The sequence below is a fragment of the Ensifer sp. Root558 genome (genome assembly GCF_001427045.1).
In the GTDB taxonomy this organism is placed as follows: Bacteria; Pseudomonadota; Alphaproteobacteria; order Rhizobiales; family Rhizobiaceae; genus Ensifer; species Ensifer adhaerens.
This window is the reverse complement of record NZ_LMGC01000028.1, coordinates 1-19,950: the sequence shown is the minus strand read 5'-3', so window position 1 is coordinate 19,950 and position 19,950 is coordinate 1. Positions and strand designations below refer to the sequence as shown.

At 57.8% G+C, this 19,950-nt stretch carries 18 protein-coding genes and 3 pseudogenes; 10 read left to right on the top strand and 11 right to left on the bottom strand.

Features of this window, described 5'->3' with window-relative positions; translation table 11 throughout:
• Positions 1-828 precede the first annotated feature (828 nt).
• The gene (locus tag ASD63_RS23830; protein ID WP_034800025.1) at positions 829-1,029 is read left to right on the top strand and encodes a hypothetical protein; all 201 of its coding nucleotides are present in this window, start codon (positions 829-831) and stop codon (positions 1,027-1,029) included.
• Positions 1,030-1,424: 395 nt separating this feature from the next.
• Here the strand turns inward: ASD63_RS23830 and ASD63_RS23825 are convergent, their stop codons facing one another.
• The 4 genes and pseudogenes from ASD63_RS23825 to ASD63_RS36295 form a co-directional block, all read right to left on the bottom strand.
• The gene (locus tag ASD63_RS23825) at positions 1,425-1,658 is read right to left on the bottom strand and encodes a hypothetical protein (protein ID WP_029742822.1); all 234 of its coding nucleotides are present in this window, start codon (positions 1,656-1,658) and stop codon (positions 1,425-1,427) included.
• Between the two features lie 273 nt (positions 1,659-1,931).
• A complete protein-coding gene (locus tag ASD63_RS23820) occupies positions 1,932-3,044 on the bottom strand; it encodes an exo-alpha-sialidase (RefSeq protein ID WP_060529916.1) in 1,113 nt (370 codons plus the stop codon).
• Entirely contained in the window at positions 3,028-3,315 is a 288-nt protein-coding gene (locus tag ASD63_RS23815) for a SemiSWEET transporter (RefSeq protein WP_049811000.1), read from the bottom strand. Before ASD63_RS23815 ends, ASD63_RS23820 begins: the two co-directional genes overlap by 17 nt.
• A 1,272-nt stretch (positions 3,316-4,587) precedes the next feature.
• Positions 4,588-4,740: pseudogene (locus tag ASD63_RS36295) on the bottom strand (integrase); the annotation flags it as partial.
• A 155-nt stretch (positions 4,741-4,895) separates the two neighbouring features.
• Here ASD63_RS36295 and serA point away from each other — a divergent pair.
• Both serA and ASD63_RS36290 read left to right on the top strand, forming a co-directional pair.
• Positions 4,896-6,108 (top strand): annotated as a pseudogene (gene serA / locus ASD63_RS23810) (phosphoglycerate dehydrogenase).
• A 327-nt stretch (positions 6,109-6,435) separates the two neighbouring features.
• Positions 6,436-6,780 carry a hypothetical protein gene (locus tag ASD63_RS36290; RefSeq protein ID WP_244497274.1) on the top strand — a complete coding sequence of 115 codons (345 nt, stop codon included), beginning with the start codon at positions 6,436-6,438 and terminating at the stop codon, positions 6,778-6,780.
• Positions 6,781-6,991: 211 nt separating this feature from the next.
• Here the strand turns inward: ASD63_RS36290 and ASD63_RS23800 are convergent, their stop codons facing one another.
• Both ASD63_RS23800 and ASD63_RS35765 read right to left on the bottom strand, forming a co-directional pair.
• Positions 6,992-7,237 carry a DUF982 domain-containing protein gene (locus tag ASD63_RS23800; protein ID WP_060529914.1) on the bottom strand — a complete coding sequence of 82 codons (246 nt, stop codon included), beginning with the start codon at positions 7,235-7,237 and terminating at the stop codon, positions 6,992-6,994.
• Between the two features lie 35 nt (positions 7,238-7,272).
• Positions 7,273-7,443 (bottom strand): hypothetical protein, encoded by a 171-nt coding sequence (locus tag ASD63_RS35765; RefSeq protein WP_167550739.1) that lies wholly within the window; start codon positions 7,441-7,443, stop codon positions 7,273-7,275.
• Positions 7,444-7,954: 511 nt separating this feature from the next.
• On the opposite strand from ASD63_RS35765, the gene ASD63_RS23795 reads away from it, so the two are divergent.
• Entirely contained in the window at positions 7,955-8,164 is a 210-nt protein-coding gene (locus ASD63_RS23795) for a cold-shock protein (protein WP_029742828.1), read from the top strand.
• A 582-nt stretch (positions 8,165-8,746) separates the two neighbouring features.
• On the top strand, positions 8,747-9,676 hold the full coding sequence (locus ASD63_RS23790) for an NAD(P)/FAD-dependent oxidoreductase (protein WP_193606416.1): 930 nt from the start codon (positions 8,747-8,749) through the stop codon (positions 9,674-9,676).
• An 87-nt stretch (positions 9,677-9,763) separates the two neighbouring features.
• Here the strand turns inward: ASD63_RS23790 and ASD63_RS23785 are convergent, their stop codons facing one another.
• A complete protein-coding gene (locus ASD63_RS23785) occupies positions 9,764-10,024 on the bottom strand; it encodes a hypothetical protein (RefSeq protein ID WP_034800021.1) in 261 nt (86 codons plus the stop codon).
• A 78-nt stretch (positions 10,025-10,102) separates the two neighbouring features.
• Positions 10,103-10,354, bottom strand: coding sequence for a hypothetical protein (locus ASD63_RS35250; RefSeq protein WP_029742831.1), 252 nt, complete (start codon positions 10,352-10,354; stop codon positions 10,103-10,105).
• Between the two features lie 606 nt (positions 10,355-10,960).
• Here ASD63_RS35250 and ASD63_RS23775 point away from each other — a divergent pair.
• From ASD63_RS23775 to ASD63_RS23755, 5 genes and pseudogenes are all read left to right on the top strand, one after another.
• Positions 10,961-11,620: a DUF6766 family protein gene (locus ASD63_RS23775; RefSeq protein WP_029742833.1), complete on the top strand. Its 660-nt coding sequence runs from the start codon at positions 10,961-10,963 to the stop codon at positions 11,618-11,620.
• 465 nt (positions 11,621-12,085) lie between these two features.
• Positions 12,086-12,376 carry a hypothetical protein gene (locus ASD63_RS23770; protein ID WP_060529912.1) on the top strand — a complete coding sequence of 97 codons (291 nt, stop codon included), beginning with the start codon at positions 12,086-12,088 and terminating at the stop codon, positions 12,374-12,376.
• A gap of 321 nt (positions 12,377-12,697) precedes the next feature.
• A pseudogene (locus tag ASD63_RS23765) lies at positions 12,698-13,205 on the top strand (ferritin-like domain-containing protein).
• A gap of 379 nt (positions 13,206-13,584) precedes the next feature.
• Positions 13,585-14,487 (top strand): hypothetical protein, encoded by a 903-nt coding sequence (locus ASD63_RS23760; protein WP_060529911.1) that lies wholly within the window; start codon positions 13,585-13,587, stop codon positions 14,485-14,487.
• 198 nt (positions 14,488-14,685) lie between these two features.
• A complete protein-coding gene (locus ASD63_RS23755; RefSeq protein ID WP_060529910.1) occupies positions 14,686-15,861 on the top strand; it encodes a zinc-dependent alcohol dehydrogenase in 1,176 nt (391 codons plus the stop codon).
• Positions 15,862-16,113: 252 nt separating this feature from the next.
• Here ASD63_RS23755 and ASD63_RS23750 read toward each other — a convergent pair whose 3' ends face one another.
• The 3 genes from ASD63_RS23750 to ASD63_RS35240 all read right to left on the bottom strand — a co-directional run bounded on the left by ASD63_RS23750 (position 16,114) and on the right by ASD63_RS35240 (position 18,487).
• Complete coding sequence (locus ASD63_RS23750; RefSeq protein ID WP_060529909.1) at positions 16,114-16,296, bottom strand: hypothetical protein; 183 nt, start codon at positions 16,294-16,296, stop codon at positions 16,114-16,116.
• Between the two features lie 536 nt (positions 16,297-16,832).
• Positions 16,833-17,270: a hypothetical protein gene (locus ASD63_RS35245; RefSeq protein ID WP_156624177.1), complete on the bottom strand. Its 438-nt coding sequence runs from the start codon at positions 17,268-17,270 to the stop codon at positions 16,833-16,835.
• An 821-nt stretch (positions 17,271-18,091) separates the two neighbouring features.
• Positions 18,092-18,487, bottom strand: a complete 396-nt coding sequence (locus ASD63_RS35240) for a hypothetical protein (protein WP_156624176.1) — start codon at positions 18,485-18,487, stop codon at positions 18,092-18,094.
• Between the last annotated feature and the right edge of the window lie 1,463 nt (positions 18,488-19,950).

Sequence of the window (19,950 nt, the reverse complement as noted above, 5' to 3'; positions counted from 1 at the left end):
GGCCGCGCGTCAACGGAGCTTGGGATGATTTGCCACGTTCCCTCCTCATATCTGTGTCGATGCCGAGTTGGTTTCCGGTCATGGGACCGCAAAACCCCATTTAGAACTGAGGAGATGCCCAGGTTCCGGCGGACCGCCGGGACAGACGCCTACCTCGGTCGATCGGCCGTTACATAAGCTGGGTGCGAGCCGAGGCGGCACCAGCGCTGACATTGACGCCAATCAGCAGCATGGTATCGCCTTCCGGGCTGTACTGCTCAAACCAGTGCCGAGCGAACTCCCGGATCGTTTCAAGCCGGACACCTTGCGATTATCGCTTACGGTCTCCTTTTCCGGCCAACGCGCCGCTGCGCCTCAGCTTCGAAATTTCAGCGTCTGGACTTTTACTTGGAACGGGCGAGTTTCATGCGTCAGGACTTTTACCTTTCGCTCGCAGAGGGCCAGCCAAACTGACTCGGCACACGCCGGCGATGATACGCGGCACATCTCAGCGAGCCGGGCACGGTTCACCGTCCAGCGGCCGGTGAAGAACATGAAAGCGGCGATTGAGCCGATAACAATCCGGAGCGCAGCGATAGGCAGGCATAGGGATTCCAGGATGGCGCAAGATCTAAAGCGCCCGCGCGACTGGTTCGTGATCGTCGAAAACGATTATGTCCTTCAGCTCTGATGAGCCGGCGTGGGCTAAGCGGCGCGCGCTGTTATCCTAGCGCGCAGTGCTGGCTGTTGAGGAGGCCAGCATCACTGGAACCAATTCGGTGGCACTCGAGTTGGTGCTTCGACGGATGCGAACCGTACTACAGCCCTCTTAAGTTTGAAAGTCTTGCCATGCGCTACGAAGACACCAAAGAGCAATACAGTAAGGTAGTGCGTGGCTGGAATGCGCGTTACGACCTGAATGAGTTTATCGCGCAGCATGGGCTCCAACCACTGGCCGCGCGCGAACTCTTTGCAAAATTCGGACCGTACAAAGTGGATCTGGATCGCAAAGTCGCAGAGCTACGGAAGGAATGGCACAAGAATCGCTGATCCGTCAGCGGAGCATTCTTGCCGAGACAATGGCCAGACGACGTTTCGTGAACTCATCGGCCGCACCTGGGGTCCCTGTCTAACCGATCCCGAAAAAGGCTAGAATTGCGATCACAATAACGACGAGGCCGACGAGATAGATAATCTGGTTCATGTCACCTTCCTTTCCCCGAATCAACGGCTGCCAAGCCAATAGGTTCCTCGCGCCACGTTCGGGAATGGTTTGCGAAGTTGAGATGCGTCTTATGCAAAGCGATCACACCCGGTATTGATGATTGCGAGCCAGGTTTCATCGATCCGCGCGGGCTGGAAAGACCGAGCGCGGTCATCGCCTGGCTCTGGCCAAGTCTGCGGTCCCAACTCCTTGTCAGGCGCTCCTTTCCCGTGCATCCATCTCACCGGTTGCGTCTCTTCCACTCGCGATATGGCGCGAGCAACTGACCCGGAAATCGCTTTTCAATTTCTTCTTCGGTTATTACAATGCGCGCCAACACCTCGTCGCGTTCCGCGCCTTCGACACGTTCACTCGCAGCCTCCAGATCAGTCATGACCGAAAAGACTTCGTCCTTTGTCATCGCCTCAAGTCGGTAGGCGAAATCTGCGACGGGAATGTTGTTGAAGTTCGCCATGGTTCACCTCCAGCCTTCCCAGCCCTAAAGCTAAATTCGCCTCGAAAGTTCCCGGAGGCCTACCGCAAGGGCCGTCCTGACAAAATATCGATGTGGATTTCCTTTTCGTTTCGATTTCACTGTGGCTGGAGCTCCCTTTAAGCAAAGCCAAGCACGATGTGTCCCGATTAGACCTCGGGCCGATGCGATACTGTCACAAAGTCGCACGACGCTGCGACCTTCGTCTGAATTCCCATGCATGCCAGTCCGGCGGGTGCCCAAATGCATTCAGGCTCAACTTAAGGCTGGTGCGTCTAGGATAGAAGCTGCGATAAAGCGCTCCGGACCATTTCGATCGTTGAAGTAGTATACAACAATAATCTTGCCGTCCTGTCTAACCAAGGCGCATGGATAACCTAGGTCCGCATCGTCACCATCATCGCGGAGAACCGCCGGTTCGGACCATGTTCCGCCCCTATCGCGGCTGACGACAGCGCTTAGTCCGAAGGGTGGATCTCGAAAACCGTAGAGCAGCACCAATCTTTCGTCGGGCAGAGCGACAAGCGCAGGCGGATTGCCCATGATTCCCGTATTCCGGACAGGCGTACCGACACAGGACCAAGTCCGCCCCAGATCCGCTGACCGATATGCCTCCAGCCAGAACCGATCATGGGCCCTACGACGAACGACTGTGTAAATCGTGCCGTCTGCGAGGCGCGTCGACGACGGCATGATGGCGTACCCCGTCTGTTCATCCCAGACGAATCCTTCCGAGGAAAAACTCAATCCTCCGTCCTGCGTGCGGGCGCAAAGGATACGACCTTCTGTCCCATCGGCTTTCGGCGCGGTGAGCATAAACAAAGCGTCGTGTCGGCCCAGCGTTATGATGTCGGTACGCGCAGAGAGCGCCTCTTCGTGATACTTCAACCCTTCGAACCTAAAAGGCCCATTCCACGAGCGAGCACGATCCTTGCTGACGTAAAACCAGCTCACTGATCGCCCCGATATCCCGGTGCGGGCTGCCATGACGACTTGCTCGCCATCGGCAAAGTCGATCGGGGTGGGGAGAGTAATGAGATCAAACGCCGGGTCCACATTGGGTCCTGCTTCCAAGTCCTTCGTGACATGTTCGTCCGCCGAAAGACTGCGCGCACCCGGTACGCTCCCACAGAATGGTTCTGCCTGCCAAGTCAGGCCGCCATCGAGGCTTCTCGCCTGAACCGGAGTGAACGCGTGATGCTGATCTTCGAGATGAAGGTTTTCGCTTTCCCTTCCTAGACGGCCTATGGCGAAGACGCAGACAATTTCGTCTCCCCACGCCCATACGCCGTAATTCGCGGGCCATCCCGCGAATGCGCCGAGTCTCCGATATACGATGGTATGAATCGCTTCAAACCTTGCGGTCATCTCTTCTATTCCCGCGCTCGCAGCCTCCAAGCTTCCGCAAAAGGATGAATGCTGAAAGGCAAAAGCAAATCGCATTGGCGATAATTATCGGCCACTCTCCTTTGAGGACACCAAAGACAGTCCACAGCGCAAAACCGGTAACGGTGAGAACGTACATCCGGGCAGAGAGCGCCGAGGTATCGCCTGTTTTTACGACCTTCCATACCTGCGGAACGAAGCTACCCACTGAGCAAATTGAGGCGAGATAGCCGATGAGCAGCGTTGCTTCCAAGTGTTCTCCATAAACGTGCGACCAGGATTCTAGCCGGGCACCGCCGCAGCCGCTGTGACTGTGAGCAGACCGAACAGAGAGCCTTGCGAAATGTTCCTCGCATAGGACCGGCCTTGGTCGCGGTGAGCTAGCGAAAGGCTGGCAATACTTCGCGTGCCATGTCCGCCGATCGATATTGTTTCCTGCCGCAGCCAGAATGCACTGCTCGCACCGACTTCAAGATCCTCTGCACTTTCTTCGAGAGGCCATCGAGCGCGGCATGCGGTTAGTCTGCGACGGGGAAGCCAGCCAAGGTGTCGCACACCCAGCAAATGTTGCAGTTTCGTAATCCGCGTTATGCCATTAACAGGTTGTTTGCTAATGGGTTTTTATGGTTTGAGAATACGCGAATTATTTCAGTTACCTCCCGATCCCGCGATGGGTGAGGCCTTCGCGATAGCCGATTAATTGTGTCATCCCCTGACGGAGCGGGGTACTGCTACCGGAACGTTGGCCCCTGTCGGCCGAGACTTTGGATAAAAAGGGCACATAGGCTTCTCGAAATTACAGTTGCCCGAAGGAAGTTCCCTATTGCTGTGTTGCGCCCAACCCCGCGAACGGTGTTTCGCGCGTCGCGAACTGTCGATTCCTACAATTCGAGCTGCGATATTCTGCCGTTAGGATCTAACCCCGGTGCCAAGGCGCGGGACGTCATGTCCGAATTTCGAAGCGCTCGTCTGAGGGTCGACCATCGCATACTGTCCCTGTCGTTGAGGACGCTACGGGCTGCGAAGTATCAGGACACCTCTCGCCCGCTTTGAGTAAGCTTTGCGGGCGATACGGCGTGTCTCCATGACGTTTCTTGTCTGGGCCGGAGGAGCTTCTCATTCGTACCCGTATTATTGCACCACCTATCCAGAGGCCTGGGTTACGACCTATCTCGAACCGGGCTACTTTGACGTAGATCTGGTCCTCGACATTATCCGGTGGGGGCTCCTGCCCGTGGACTGGTCTTTTTGGAGCACCGTCAGATCCGTCCGCACCCATGGCATAGGTTCTTATGGCTTGACCATTCCCGTCCGTGGGCCAAATGGCGAACGCAGCCTTTTTCCGTGACTTGGCGCCTTCCCAGACAGCAATGGACACATTGCGAACTTCTTTCATTCACGAAATGTAGGTCCTTGCAAGCCATCTCCATGAAACTGTGTTTGAGGCGGTCGGTTTTCGAAGGCTCAGCCGTATTCGCAAACTCTCGCGACGAGAGACAGAGTGCCTGCAATTGCTCGCAATGGGCCGGATCGCTTCGGGGAGGGGCATGCCGGGGCGGGCAGCCTCAGTAAAATACCCGATCTCAATCCGTGAGCCGAGAACAACGTTGGGTCGGGGGATGCACCGGCATTTCAGGATTAGATGGACCGACTGGGGCGTGAGCGCCCGTCGGTCGATGCGACGGAACCCCGGTCCTGGTGCAGGCCTTAGCAAGCACCGCAGTACCTTGAGTTTTTTTGCCGTATCAGTGTGTTGATATTTGCCTGTCCGGCCGCTTAAATCTTCAAAGACGCTGAAGCCACTTCGGCCTTCCGGACATCGGAGCAACATTTATGACCCGCCAACTTTCTCTCCCACGCGAGCGAATTTCCGTGCTTCTCCTAGAAGGTATTAGCCAGACCGCTGTGGACTACTTTTCTTCGTCCGGCTACACCAACCTCGTTCATTTACCGAAGGCGCTCGACGACCAGGATCTTAAGCGCCACATCGCCGACGCTCATATCATCGGCATTCGTTCCCGCACGCAGTTGACGGACGAGATTTTCGAATCCGCCAAGAAATTGATCGCCGTCGGCTGTTTTTCCGTCGGTACGAACCAAGTCGATCTGGATGCTGCGCGGCGGCGCGGCATTCCGGTGTTCAATGCACCTTATTCAAACACGCGATCGGTGGCCGAGCTTGTGATCGGCGAAATTATTATGCTGACACGGCAGATCTTTCCGCGCTCGGCTTCGGCGCATCAAGGTGGGTGGGAGAAGTCCGCTGTCGGCAGCCGGGAGGTCCGCGGCAAAATGCTTGGAATTGTCGGCTACGGCAATATCGGATCGCAACTCAGCGCGCTTGCCGAAAGCATGGGCATGGTCGTGCGCTACTTCGATCTTTCAGATCGGCTGCGCCGGGGCAATTCGGAGTCGATGGCCTCGCTCGGCGACCTTCTCGAGATCTCTGATTATGTGACAATGCACGTTCCCGAAACACCCTCGACGCATAACATGATCACTGAAACCGAATTGCGCCGCATGAAGAAGGGCGCCATCTTCATTAACAATTCTCGCGGGACGGTGGTCGATCTCGATGCGCTTGCGAAAGTCCTTAACGACGGGCATCTGGCGGGTGCCGCGGTGGACGTGTTCCCTAAGGAGCCGGCATCGAACAAGGAGCGTTTTGAGACGCCGTTGCAAGGTTTGAGCAACGTCATTCTGACGCCGCATATCGGCGGCTCCACTGAGGAAGCCCAAGAACGCATCGGCGGAGAAGTTTCAAGGAAGCTGGTCGAGTATTCCGACATCGGCTCAACAATGGGCGCCGTCAACTTTCCGCAAGTGCAACTGCATTCACGTGCATGAAAACCGCCCCGGCATGCTCATCCAACTCAACGAGATCTTCTCGTCGCGCGGGCTGAACATCGTCGCTGAGTTTCTTCAGACGCTTGGCGACACGGGCTATGTGGTGGTCGAGGCCGATGGCATTTCCGAAAATGCCGACGAAATTCTTCAGGCTCTACGCGAAATTCCTGGAACGATACGAGCGCGATTAGTCTACTGACAGCTGTTAGGGCCGATCTGTTGCGGGGCTTTATCGCAATAAGGTGTTTTCGCGGGACAAGTGAAGACGTCCAATGCTTAGAATGCTCGATTCCAAGGGCTCGAGCGTTTCTGCCTGGGCAGACTACCGAATGCGACAAGGGAGGGTCGAGCTAACGCGCACATGGCCAACGTATGCTGGCCGGGTTCGCGAGCATTCGCCCAAAAATACGCACCCATTGATGGTTTGACGGAAGAGTGGATTGGCAGAGCATGAGGTACGTCAGGCCGCTGCGTTTGAGCAGATGGCAGCGGAAACCGCCCCGCAGGAAGTCTGGAGGACGCGCCGATGACCGACTCTCCCGAAATGATCGTGTTGTTCAACAACAGCCACTTTGGCCTCGCGAGCTGCGGCAAGGAGAGCCAGTCTAGCCCGCGTTGGAGAGCATTTTCCTTCTGTTGCGCGAGCGCAGAAGGCGAGGGCGCGCTGAAAGGCCGGGCCGTAGGTCACCGGCCATCTCTCGGCCAGGACGAACTGGGCGTTTCGAGCGTCTTTGATTTCTATCGCACGGGACATTCCCGGAAGCAAAATTATAAGGGTGCTCTCCCAGGTCGCAGCAAGCATTTCGAATTTCCCTGTCTCACCGGGGCTATGAATGCAAATTGTGCGCAGGTGGTCCGTGTTTTTCGATGAAATTTTTAAGAGGCGGACGGCGTGAACGAGATGACACTTCTCACGGACGAACTCGCCGAGCTCGAAGCTCAGATCTTCGGCATCGGGATCAGCATGCACTGTGTCGATGGCGTGAAACTGCAGAAGCTGGCGGTGATCCCTCGCCTGTGACCGGAGCAATCGATCTCTGGACTCCCTCGAAAAGCGGGTGGGCAGCATGACGAGAGTCAATTCAGCGCAATCTTGTTACCTTGGCCTCGGCGATCGCCGCGACGAACGCTACTCGGGCTTGTTCCCATGGGTAGGCACCAACCATCGCGTCCCTGCCTTTATTAACGGCGTCGAAGTAAGCGACGCCCGAGGCGGCAGGCCAGTTTTCACCAAGCAGGACCGTGGCCTTGTTCGGTGTCCAGACTATCTGCGCCCCGTCGAGCTCGGGAAGTTCGATGATCACGCACTTGTTCCAGCTCTCAACCACGGCTGTTCCTTTTCTTTGTGCTTGCTCCCCCGCCGTCAGGCGTTGAGCTTCGGTGGCGTGTCGTTCTCGTCCGGGTTCGGGTTGGGAACTTCGTCAGGAAGGATGTCGGGCTCCGGTTCCTCGATTGGTGGCTGTGGCACGTCCGGGGGCATGTCCGGCGGGAAATCAGGTTGGGGCGGCCTCGGGATCGGTTCGGTAGGCATCATGATGGACTCCTGTTTAGGAGGGCAACTGATCTCGCGTTGGGATTGTTCCGATCTTCCGGTCAAGGTGCCAGCATGATCAAGCTTCATCTCCCATACCCGTCGGTCTGGGGCCTATACGACGGCTGGGGCGCGAAGCGCCGGCTGTCGCCGACCTACACGAAATGGCGCGTTTCTTCATCAAAGTCGAGGCTGACACTCGGCAGGAACTTCTTCCGCTAGCGATCTGCCGAGCTCATCATGCAGCAAATGCCAGACCGCGGCGTCCGATGGGAGGTGGTTCGTGCGCCGCTCGAATAAGTGACTGCCTGTGCGCGATGCGAAGATAAAGTCCCCATCGACTTGCTAGCGACACATTCGGTCTATAAATACGCAGGCATCGATATTTGCTTGTTGAGCTTTGTTTTCTCGCCTTTCGCGTTCAAGCCGACCTTCCCTCTCAAAATCGATCTATCTGCCTTGGCTGTCACAATGTCGGTCGGGGTCTTCAATCATGATTTTGAAAGGAATTGTCATGAACACTGGAACCGTAAAGTTTTTCAATAGCGCTAAGGGCTTCGGCTTTATCGAACTCGAGAACGGCGGGACGGACGTATTCGTTCACGCATCTGCTGTCGAACGAGCCGGTCTGCGTTCGCTTGTCGAGGGCCAAAAGGTCACCTTTGACATCGTTCGGGACGCACGCTCGGGCAAGAACGCAGCTGACAACCTCGCAGCTGCCTAAAAATTCGCTTCTGGCCACTGACCACGGATGTACTGGCAGTGCCGCTGAGGCGTGTGTAGAAGGTCGGGTTTTGCCCGGCCTTTTTTATTGGCAACGTGGTCTGTTTGCCGGCCCGCTCCGCGTTTTCGGCTGACCCGGCTAACCCTAGAAACTGCGGGGAAAATGGGGCTTTTCTATAAGAGCGACGTTCTCGAACTGTTCTGCGCGTAAGAAGCGCTGGATGCTTGGCTCGCAACCGATGCGAGATTGCAACGGAAAAGAGGGTCGAATGTTCATTAATCCGCACGGATTAGAAATCCACTTTTGTACATGCCCCGTTCTCACGCCGTTCGGCGCGTATTAGCGATCAAACTTTCAGTAGAAATTCAGGGTTTTTCTCGGAAGAGAGAAGCGGGTAGCTCGCTAGCTTCGGGGACGCGCATCATTACGTGAGGCGTGCGTTTCACCCATAAATCAGCAAGGCACCGCCGGAAAAGAGGATCGCGCACCAAGCCATAGAGGGTGCATTGGCGCTCAGAGGGAACCGTTGCCCTCTTAGGCAGTTGAACCCTATTAGGCCGCAATTCTTGCTGAGATCTGCCCATGAACCAGTCCTCGAATGGACGAATCTATGACTGCATCGTCGTTGGCGGTGGGCCAGCGGGCCTTACCGCTGCTATATATTTGGCACGCTACCACCTCTCCGTTTTGGTGTTCGACGATCAAGCAAGCCGCGCCGCCAGTATTCCCGTGTCCCACAATCATGCGGGCTTCCCAAACGGTGTGAGTGGCGAAGAGTTGTTGGCTCGTATGCGAACGCAAGCGGAGCGATACGGGGCCTATGTGAGGTATTGTCAGATTACGGAGCTGCGCAAGAGAGGTTCGCTGATCGAGGCGATGTCCCGGATTGGTCATTGGAGGGCGAAAACGGTGCTTCTGGCGACCGGGGTCATCAATCGGCGACCGCAGATGCCGGCGGCCGTTCATGATGACGCGCTAGCCCGGGGGCTTCTGCGGTACTGTCCGGTTTGCGATGGGTTCGAGGTTACGGATAAAACCGTAGGCGTTATAGGGGTTGGGACGAGAGCGTTCCAAGAGGCGATTTTCTTGAGAAGCTATACGCGCCACCTCACCATTATCTCGTCCGAGGATAGGCCTCATTTGAATGAGACGCAGATTTCTGAACTTCAGGAGATCGGCGTCAAGCTGGAGCGCGGTCCCGTGAGTTCCATCGAAATCGCGGGCGATCTTCTCGTCCTAAACACACCAGACCATCGTCTCTTCTTTGCTTCGGTCTATCCAGCGTTGGGCTCGGACGTGCGGTCGGATTTAGCATCGCGACTGGGCGCTCGGCTATCACGTGAAGGATGCGTGTCCGTCGATGCCCATCAAAGGACGACCGTGAGCGGCTTGTACGCGGCGGGCGACGTTGTACAGGGGTTGGACCAAATCAGTCGCGCAATGGGGCAGGCGGGCGTTGCCGCCACTGCCATCCGAAACGATCTGTGCGAGCAAGTGTTGCGGGTGCGGTAAAAGAGGCCGGACGGTCTCAGATGCAGTTGGGTCGCCCGGCCTATCATTTGTTGCTTCGATAGTTCCACTGCATACGCTTGAGGCGATCTATCGATCTGCAGCAGTCACCTTAGTTGTGCTCGGAATGACTTCGAGAACCAATCTCAGCTCCACCAGCAGGGCATGATGCTGATCGAGAACTTGGATGCTGATCATAGAAATTGGGTCCTGCGGAAGGCCGTCAGCCGCCATCTCCGCCAGGGTGACCTTTGCCTCTTTGATCGCCGCCTGTTCATCTGCGAATTCGAACGCCCGATCTTCGGCGCTGAACCCTTCCTGATCAGTTGTCCTGAAGTAGAAATTTGGCATGTGATGTTCTCCTACTGTCATATCGATACACGGGCTGCCGCGCAGTCGCTTCAACCTCAGAACCGGAGGGATGGCCGCCTAGCGTGTCGTGACCACGTTCTTAAGCAATCGGGTGACATCGACCTCGATCCGCGCGCAATCGGAGTCGAGTTCGGCCACATGACTGGAATTCCGGCCTTCAACTGCCCGCACCTGGTCGCGCTGATGAGCCGCAAATCCGTACGCGCGCAGGAGATCTTTCAGCTCGGGAACGCGCAAAAGCTCGATCTGGGGACGATACGTGGGCAATTGTATCAGTAAGCGCGAGCGCCCTATTGCTTCGAAATCCAACGACGTGCCTCCTAAGTTATGTTTTGGGCATCCAGTCGCGAAGGGCGAGAAAAGTTCCTCATGCCACGTGCGGACGGGGGTGTTGAGGCCCCGAAGGGCGACGTTGCCGCGCTTGTAGGGCTAGGCGCTTGCTGGCTTCTCTGTCGACGCTCTCTAGAAAATAACATTGTGTTTGAGGAACCGATTGGAGGTGCCCCGGTTTGGAAGGCCACAGCTACAACGGAGTATCCAATGGCAGGATCAACGGAACCACCCTGCTCCGCAGGGCGGCGGCCAGCAGAGTCGCCAGGGGTGACCAAGGCAACGACCAGGGTGGCCAGCAAGGGGGGCCGCAGCGAGATCGAGGTGGCACGGGTACTCCTCTTCCAAGAGTTTCCAACCTGAGGCATGGCCGATGACCGACCATCAGGTTAAGCAATGATCGCCAACATTTGTCTTAACTGTAGTTGCGGGACCTTCGCCATTTGCTCCGCGTTATACACACCGCAACGCGGCGCACGTCCAGCCATGTCTGAGCGGCCTTCGTTAATGGCACGAAAGGAGAAACCCACCGGCAGGCGTGACTGCGGGCATGGGTCTGATCCCTAGCTAATTGTGGAGATCTGAATGAAAATACTGCGCGACAACGGCCTGACGATCGTATTGCTGCTGGCCTCGTTGGGCACGGTGGTGGGCATGCTCTTTACCGGACTCCACGTCTATAACGACGAATTGGCCGAACACGGAGGGCAAATGGTAACGCTGCCAGCTTACCTTATAAGCGGTCATTTCCTCTCCGCCTTGTTCGAGAATTGGGAGTCGGAGTTTTTGCAGATGAGTGCCTATGTGGTGCTTACGGCGTTCCTGTTCCAACGCGGCTCAGCAGAGTCAAAAGATCCCGACGAGCCGTCATCCCAGAATAGCAACCCTGCGGACGACCAAGACAACGCCGAAGCACCGCTGCCCGTAAGAATGGGCGGCATGGCAAGCTCTCTCTACTCCTATTCGCTCGGTTGGACATTGTTTCTCCTCTTCGTACTCAGCTTTCTAATGCACGTGAGGGAGAGCGCGTCTGCGCAGGCGGTTGAGGCCATGCTGCATGGGCAGCAAGCACCTTCGATTGGCGAACAATTCTTCAGTGCGAGGTTGTGGTTTGAGTCTTTCCAAAATTGGCAATCGGAATTCTTATCGACTGCAGTTCTCGTCGTCCTATCGATTTTTCTGCGGTTTCGTGGGTCCCCTGAGTCGAAGACGGTCTCCGACCCTCATTCCAAGACAGGAGCATAGACAGGTAAAAGGGCCGGCGGATATTTACTTTTGGATGTCCTAGCGCTGACAATCCGTTCACGACAGCGCTCGAGAAAAACCAGGTTCCGCTGCTGCGCCGACCATCGCGATGGCAGCTACTCTGGCTGTTTCCATGGTCGAATGTTTCCGCGTCGTTCATCGACAGGTGGAGTGGCAGCGCTACGCTCACTCGCCGCCGCGCTCGCGGCTTGCCGAACCATGCGGCGCACCCGCCTTGGTAGCCCTGATAACGGTGTTCCGATTCCCTGCGCGGGCTCGCAATTCCGCGGTAGTCCAGCCCGCGCAGAATTTCTGACCGATTTCGCGGGGAGAAGGACCTTGGTCGTGGAAGACGTCCGCCCCACCTCCTGGGCTCGGGCGAAAGATGCATCTGTTGCACCAAGCGGTGCGTTGAGGAGGCGGTGCTGTGAACACGAAGCTCCATTCGACGGGTCATTTCAGGCCATGCGTCAGGCGATTGACGATGCGCGCCAGGCGTTCGCGAGCGGAGGCGCCGATCATCATCGCGACGCCCTGCAACACCTCGGTCGCGTGGTAATGAACTCATTGGCCGAGATCATTGAAACTGACGGCGGCACAGATGGTTACCTCTACGACGCCGACGGCATGGCGCAGGATATCGAGGATTGCTACCAAAAGCTGGTAGAGGAGGAAGAGGCCGCGGAACCGGACAACGAAGCGCGGCAACCTACTCATGGAACGATGAACCTTCGACAGCAGGGAGTGGGGCGATGATCACTGGCTCGGATCTGCTGCAGATTTCCTTGGCATCGGACGGGACATCGATACTTTCATTATAAAGCTGCCCCAAAGTCGGCTCGCTGCGTTAGCCGCGATGATCCAGAGACGAGCAAATCGTCAACGTTGACGGCATCTGGGGGGAATGCGGATGGCTCGGTGAGCGACGGCTAGTTGCGGACCGTGGCGCGCGCTAGCGGCAACAGAGGTGCCGTTGCCGGCAGTGTCAACAGCCCGTGATTATTTCCTGACCCACGGAACGTGCGTCCTGCTCGATGGTTGGGCAGGTCTCTCTCAATAAAATGATCGGACCCTAAAATGCCTGCTGAGAAGACATTGAACGACCTCTTCCTTGACACGCTGAAAGATATCTACTTTGCCGAGAAGCAAATCGTGAAGGCCCTTCCTAAAAATGGCCCGCGCCGCCCAGTCGGAAGAGGGCAAAGCTGGTTTCCTGCAGCATCGTGATGAGACCGAAAGACAGATCGAGCGTCTCGAGCAGGTGTTCGAGCTGATTGGCAAATCTGCCCGCGGCAAGACCTGCGAAGCCATCCAAGGGCTCATCGCCGAAGGCGAAGAAATCATGGAAGAATACAAGGGCACGGCCGCACTGGATGCCGGCCTCATTTCGTCGGCCCAAGCCGTCGAACACTATGAAATCGCCCGCTATGGGACGCTCAAATCGTGGGCCGCCCAGCTTGGCCTCGATGCGGCCGTCCCGCTCCTCGACGCTAATCTCCAGGAGGAGATCGCCACCGATCAGAAGTTGACGGCACTTGGTGAGGTTGCGGCAAACCCGAAGGCGTCCAAGCGGGCGGCCGAGTAGACCACCTCAACGAAAAGCCGCGCACATAGTTGGTTTTTCATTTCGCATCGGCGTTGGACGGTCGGTGGCGCATTGCGACGACACACGACCGGACGACCACAACGCCCCTGCCGTTGCAGACTGCACGCAACCGATGCATCTCATCACCCTTTTTGCCGACGGGCATGGAACCTTTTTATGCGGCAATGTTTGGGTGATGGCGCTCTTCAACCCTAAACCGCTCCAGAACAATCACGATCTGGTTTCATGGTTAGCAGCGGTTGGGCCGCGTTTAGCTTAAGGAGGTACGTCGATGGGTCGCGGTATTCTACTCTGGCTACTTGGTGTCCCGATACCGATCATTATTCTGTTGATGCTTTTCATGCGATAGGAGGCTGCCATGGCACCGTCAGTGCTTGCCGATGTTTCAACACCGGCCGAATCATCCGTTCCAGCCGTCAGCTGGGCGCCGATCATTGCAGGTGCCTTCGCGGCCTCTACATTGACGCTCATTCTCATGCTCGTTGGCTCAGGCCTTGGCCTTACATTGATATCACCGTGGTCTGGGGAATCCGCCAGCGCCACCACTTTCGCGGTCTCAAGCGCCATCTGGCTGGTGATCGTCCAATGGCTCTCGTCGGGCCTGGGCGGCTATCTGACCGGGCGCTTGCGCACCAAATGGGTCGGGCTTCATACCGACGAGACCTTTTTCCGTGATACAGCGCATGGCTTTCTGGCCTGGGCGCTAGCAACGATGCTTGTCGTGTTCGTCCTCGGCTCCGCAACCTCCGCTGCAGTCGGAACGGGGGTGAAGGCAGTTTCCTCAGTCGCGTCAGTCGCGGCCCTTGGGGCGTCAGCGGGCGCAACGAGCGGTCCTGAGGTGGGCGATTCGAACGGGATGCCGTCTTATTTTGTCGACTCCCTTTTCCGTCCAACCGATCCCGCTCGCCTGACGGCGCCGGGCGCCGAGGGCGATGGAGCCGCGGCAGCGCAAGCTTCCCGAATTCTGGTCGCGAGCGCTGCGGCTGGCGAAATGTCGCCGGAGGACAAGACGTATCTGGCCCAGTTGGTCGCGGCACGTACCGGGTTATCGCAGGCCGATGCGACAACCCGGGTCGATACTGTACTTGCGCGGATCGAAGAGGCCAAGGTCGCCGCTCAGAAAGCTGCTGACGCTGCCCGAAAGGCGGCTGCGACATTTGCCCTTGTCGGCGCCTTATCTCTCATCATCGGAGCATTCATAGCGAGTGCCGCAGCCGCCCTTGGTGGACGACAACGGGATGACCTCGAAACGCTTTCCTGAGGGTCCTTTAGCTAAGCTTTGCATTCTACCTCTTCCTCGACGCCCTTTTTGCCGGGGCAATGGTTGCCTCGGCATCGCTGATCGACGTGTAGGCGGCGCCGCGATTTCACTATCGCTCTGCTTGCTCTACTGCTCGTCGTCACGACGAAGACCAAGGTGCTTGGCAGGTCTGACCCAACTGATCCAAAGGAGATCACGATGAAAGCCCTTTGCTGGCATGGTAAGAACGACATCCGGTGTGACAGCGTCCCCGACCCGCAGATCGAGGACAGCCGCGATGCGATCATCAAGATGACGGCCTGCGCAATCTGCGGCTCGGACCTTCATCTTATGGACGGATACATCCCATTCATGGAAAAGGGCGACATCTTGGGTCACGAGTTCATGGGCGAGGTCGTCGAAGTCGGGAGGGACAACAAGAAGCTCAAAGTTGGTGATCGGGTCGTCGTGCCCTTTACGATTTGCTGTGGCGAATGTCCGCAATGTCTCAAAGGCAACTGGTCTCTATGCGAGCGCAGCAATCGCACCCCCGAGAACGCGGCGAAGGCATTCGGCTATCCGACAGCGGGTCTGTTCGGCTATTCTCATCTAACCGGCGCTTACGCCGGCGGTCAGGCCGAGTACGTCCGCGTCCCCTATGCCGATGTTTCGCCTATCATCATTCCGGGCGGAATGACCGATGAGCAGGCTCTCTTTCTCGGCGACATCTTTCCAACCGGTTGGATGGCAGCTGCGAATTGCGAGATCGAAGCCAGCGACATTGTCGCGGTGTGGGGATGTGGCCCGGTCGGCCAGTTTTGCATTAAAAGCGCATTCATGCAGGGCGCCGCCCGCGTCATTGCCATCGATAATGTATCGGAGCGGCTCGCTCTGGCGCAGTCGGCTGGCGCCGAAATCATCAATTTCGATGAAATCGACTGCACGATTCCCGATTATATCAAGGAAATGACTGGCGGGCATGGCGCGGAGAAGTGCATCGACGCAGTTGGCGCCGAGTCTCATGCCACCGCCTCGTTCGACGCCATCGTTGACAAAGTTAAAGCAGCGACACTGATGGGAACCGACCGACCCCACGTGCTGCGCGTGGCGATTATGGCGTGTCGGCCGGGGGGAATCGTCTCCGTGCCTGGCGTCTACGGGGGCGTTCTCGACAAAATTCCGTTCGGCGCGGCGATGAATAAGGGGCTGACCATCCGGACGGGGCAGACGCACGTCAATCGCTATTCGCTCGAGCTGCTTCGCCGGATCGAAGAGGGCGAAATCGACCCCGGCTTTATCATCACGCACCGTGCAACGCTTGAGGATGGTCCCGGTCTCTACGAGACCTTCCGCGATAAGAGGGATGGTTGCATCAAGGTTGTGCTGACCGCCTGACGAATCAGGCGGACGCGTTGAGAAGGGGAAAGGACACAGACGACCGTGCCCAGGCAACGAGAACGACCCCGAGCATCAACATTGTCGGCATTTGCGACAAAATGCTCTCGCAAAGCCCTCGTCATTCTTGACGGGTCACGGCGTGCGCTAGGAAACAGGGGGGCGAGCCGTTAACGAGCCGAGGGCGGTCGTCGGCATAACAGCAACGAGATGCCATAACGGTCGCGCAAGGCAAGTAGAAGAGGCCTGAGCTTAGGTCGCTACACCAGTGACAGGGTTCACTTCCGGTTTTTCACTCGTATCCTTGGCGTCAGGAGGTTGAACGGTTGGCGGCGCGATCGATTCCTCGTCGCGGTGCTTTTTGCGATCGGCGGGGTGGTGGACGTCTTCCGGCTTCGCCTGCTCAGGCTTTGCATTGGTGTCTTTGGTTGCCATAGCGATACTCCTTCCCAGTACAACGGCCCTGGATAGGTGCGGGTTCCGCATACGGAGGGTTTCCATGTCATTTGATCGCGAAAAAGCTGGCCCCGAAAGGCGACTGACGAGCCCACAAGGCTCCGGTGTCAACGAGGGATCAGAAGCAGACCTTGTAACCTCGGCCGACGAAAAAGGTGGCTTCTCCCCTTCAATTCTGCCTCGTCAAGTACACGATGGGCGCGAATGCTGACTAGCTCTATAGGCCGATCGGCCACCAACTCCCACCTCAGGTGGCGCGATCTCCGTTTGGTTCAGCAATTCCTGCGTTGAAGAGTCCTCCTGAACTTCGCCAGTCACGTAGCTGTCGTGGCCGACAGCAGGGACGTCGCATGCTGCTTCGATGAGGTCAGAGACGAAGAACGGGATTTCGCTGGCGTCCATCTGACGTCGCCTTCAGTCATGTTTGGCCCTACTCTGAGGGCGGGGAACTGAGCGGCCGCCCGGATCGATAGGAGCGAAGCTCACGCGTAACCCGCTGGACACGATTAATCTGGTCATTCACCTGCGTGACCGGGATCGCCACTACCGTGAGCGGGACCGTCACCAGTGCCGGGGTCGCCGCCACCGCCGTGGCCCGGATCATCCCCCTCCGTGCCGGGGTCGCCGCCACCGCCGTGACCCGGATCACCACCGCCCGTGCCGGGGTCGCCGCCACCGCCGTGGTCCGGATCACCCCCGCCCGTGCCGGGGTCGCTGCCACCGCCGTGGCCCGGATCACCACCGCCCGGGCCGGGGTCGCCGCCACCGCCGTGGCCGGGATCGCCAGCGCCTGAGCCGGTGCCGCCGCCACCGGCAGATGGGGTGCCTGGGTTTCTGCCAGCACCCGTATTGGTGTCGGTCTTACCCGGATTGCCTTTCGATATTGTCGGGACGATTGCACTTGTCACCGCGGCCGACAGCGGCTCGCATTGTTCTTCTGCAGCCTCGACCATCCGGTTTGCCGACCCACGGGGACTGCACTGCCCGGGGAAAACGGAGCGCTCAATCATTTGTCCTTGTGCGGGGGTGGCTGTCGATAAAAACCCGGCCGACACTACGACCAGCCCGGTGCTTATCAGAAGTTCACGTATCGCGTTCATTTTAGCCTCACTAAATTAGCTTCATGCAAAATAAACTTGAGTGAGGGAAATGGTTCCGTCCGACGCCTGGCATGGGACCTTTGTCAGCGCCTGTGGGACCAAGGTCCCATGTGGAGGATCTTGGCCCCGCGTCTGAAAGCGAATCGCAGGGACGGAAGGGCTGTTCTGGTGTCGTTGTCAGTCCAGGGCGGGGAAATCGCTGCGCGAATAGTCTATTGCTAGGGGCTGGCACGGAGACGGAGCCTGGAAGCGACCGAGGGATCACAAAAAGGAGTGGCCCCGTCGCGGGACGACGAGGCCAGAGGCGCTTATCGAAGAGACTTCACTTGGGGACGATCGTGAAGCTCGGGCCTGATCTCGATCGGGGAAACGGGATCAGAACAATTGAGAAACGCTTGCGTTATGAAAAGGTTCCTGGCCTCCCAATAAGAAACGGTCCTGAAGTCAACGACGGGGCCGGGACAGTGTGCTTTGTTGGGCCAGGAGGTTGGAAAAGCGCTGGGCCCGAATTGGGCTTCTGCTTCCCGACCTTAATCGGTTCCTGTCTCTGTTGCGGCGATGGCAGTTTCGCTAAGGCCATCAGGCGCATAGTTTTTGGAGTGGTAGGCACGATAAAAGGCAGCGCCTCCAGAGGGCGGGCAAGTGCGGCCCGCGGGGGGGCGGGGTTTTGATTGTTATTCAATCACCCGTCGAACCAGTGCCGGGATCACCGCCGCTGCCGGTGCCAGGATCACCGCCGCTGCCGGTGCCAGGATCACCGCCACTGCCGGTGCCGGGATCGCCGCCACTGCCGGTGCCAGGATCACCGCCGCTGCCGGTGCCAGGATCGCCGCCACTGCCGGTGCCAGGATCGCCGCCGCTGCCGGTGCCAGGATCACCGCCGCTGCCGGTGCCAGGATCACCGCCGCTGCCGGTGCCAGGATCACCGCCGCCGCCGGTGCCGGGATCGCCGCCGCTGCCGGTGCCGGGATCACCGCCGCCGCCGGTGCCAGGATCGCCGCCGCTGCCGGTGCCGGGATCACCGCCGCCGCCGGTGCCGGGATCGCCGCCGCTGCCGGTGCCGGGATCACCGCCGCCGCCGGTGCCGGGATCACCGCCGCTAACAGGAGTACCCGGGTTGGTGTTACCGCCCGGACTGGTGCCGGTCCGATCCGTTTTCCCATTCGTTGTTGTCGGGGCGATTGCGTTTGTCGCCGGCAATCGCTCACATTGTGCTCCTCCGGCTCCATTGATCTTGTTTGCGTCTCCAATCGGGCCACACTGACCCGGGAAAATGGAGCGCTCGGCGATTTGCCCTTGCGCCGGGACGGCTATGAATAAGAAACCTGCCGACACCACGGTCAGACCGGTGCTTATCAGAAGTCTATGTATCGTGTTCATTTCGACCTCACTAATTTAGCTATATGTTATGTAATCTTTGGTGAGGAGAAAGGTTCCGTCGGACGACTCGGCTTAAAAACTTGCCTGCAGGGCTAGGGTACTATCCTGAGTGTTTTGGGCGCCGTTTAGGGCGAGCTTTAGTTCCTCCGGTTGAACAACGAGATGCTGCGACCGTCGTGTCTAAACGAAGCAAACTGCTTCCGCGAAATCTTGGGGGCATGAAAAGGAATGGCCCCGTCGGGGCGCGACGAGGCTAGGGGATCTTGTCGAGAGACTTCACTGGGGACATTTGTGGGAGCCCTGCGCCTAACCCTCTATCGGGGAAATGGTATCAAGACAAAGTGAGAACACTCGCATCTTGAAATAGTACCTGCGCGCCAAAAGAAATGACCCCGTCCCTTTGGACGGGGTCTTAGAGCGCGCGTGGTATACGAACCGTGCTACACAATAGGACTCCCTTCTTAAAACTATCGATGGAAGCCCTGCCTTTGATCCGTTTCGGGAATTGATCATCGGTATTCGAGAACGGTTGCCGATGCGGAATGTTCCCTCGTCGGCGGAGGACCACCAGCCCGAGACTTTTACGCGGCCATATGGGACTGAAGCCCGATGGCGGAATCGAGAGCCTGTCTCGCTTCGCTTTTGAAAACGCCAGGTTTGCACAGGCCCGCCCGACCTTTACCCTGTCGCGTTTGCCGCAACTTGGGTGAGCTGCCCTCAGCAGCAGGCGGAACCCGGCGGTACCGAACCAGATAGCGTTCTGGTAGGGAGGTTTCATCCGTATTCCCAAACCGATACTCTCGCGATGAAGTTTTACAAGTAGGTCAGCGGGCCTGCTGGTACGTGGAATGTTGCGTTTTGGCGCAAGCCGTTTCGAAGACCCTTCGTGTGAAGGCGAGATCTTGGAGGCCAAGATCTTGGATTGCGAGTTTGGGCCGAATGCGCACCGACACCTCGCAAAAAAGGAGCGGAGTGCGCGCCATATCGGGCTTCGACGAAGCCTCAAAAGGAGTGCTCAAAAGGTGAGTGTGCAATTACGCCACCTTCATTCTCCCTGACCTGCCACTGAGAATTCCCTCCAGAATGGATTAAAGTCCGGCCCATAGAGGACGGACGAATGAAGAAGCAGAGATTTACGGAAGAGCAGATTATT

Excerpts from the sequence above, each read along its gene's own strand:
- ASD63_RS23755 (WP_060529910.1), top strand. The coding sequence starts at position 14,686 with ATGAAAGCCCTTTGCTGGCATGGTAAGAACGACATCCGGTGTGACAGC.
- ASD63_RS23760 (WP_060529911.1), top strand. The coding sequence starts at position 13,585 with ATGGCACCGTCAGTGCTTGCCGATGTTTCAACACCGGCCGAATCATCC.
- ASD63_RS23820 (WP_060529916.1), bottom strand. The coding sequence starts at position 3,044 with ATGACCGCAAGGTTTGAAGCGATTCATACCATCGTATATCGGAGACTC.
- ASD63_RS36290 (WP_244497274.1), top strand. The coding sequence starts at position 6,436 with ATGACCGACTCTCCCGAAATGATCGTGTTGTTCAACAACAGCCACTTT.
- ASD63_RS35765 (WP_167550739.1), bottom strand. The coding sequence starts at position 7,443 with ATGATGCCTACCGAACCGATCCCGAGGCCGCCCCAACCTGATTTCCCG.
- ASD63_RS35245 (WP_156624177.1), bottom strand. The coding sequence starts at position 17,270 with ATGGTCGAGGCTGCAGAAGAACAATGCGAGCCGCTGTCGGCCGCGGTG.
- ASD63_RS23790 (WP_193606416.1), top strand. The coding sequence starts at position 8,747 with ATGAACCAGTCCTCGAATGGACGAATCTATGACTGCATCGTCGTTGGC.
- ASD63_RS23825 (WP_029742822.1), bottom strand. The coding sequence starts at position 1,658 with ATGGCGAACTTCAACAACATTCCCGTCGCAGATTTCGCCTACCGACTT.
- ASD63_RS23750 (WP_060529909.1), bottom strand. The coding sequence starts at position 16,296 with ATGGCAACCAAAGACACCAATGCAAAGCCTGAGCAGGCGAAGCCGGAA.
- ASD63_RS23775 (WP_029742833.1), top strand. The coding sequence starts at position 10,961 with ATGAAAATACTGCGCGACAACGGCCTGACGATCGTATTGCTGCTGGCC.
- ASD63_RS23785 (WP_034800021.1), bottom strand. The coding sequence starts at position 10,024 with ATGCCAAATTTCTACTTCAGGACAACTGATCAGGAAGGGTTCAGCGCC.
- ASD63_RS23830 (WP_034800025.1), top strand. The coding sequence starts at position 829 with ATGCGCTACGAAGACACCAAAGAGCAATACAGTAAGGTAGTGCGTGGC.
- ASD63_RS23770 (WP_060529912.1), top strand. The coding sequence starts at position 12,086 with ATGCGTCAGGCGATTGACGATGCGCGCCAGGCGTTCGCGAGCGGAGGC.
- ASD63_RS23795 (WP_029742828.1), top strand. The coding sequence starts at position 7,955 with ATGAACACTGGAACCGTAAAGTTTTTCAATAGCGCTAAGGGCTTCGGC.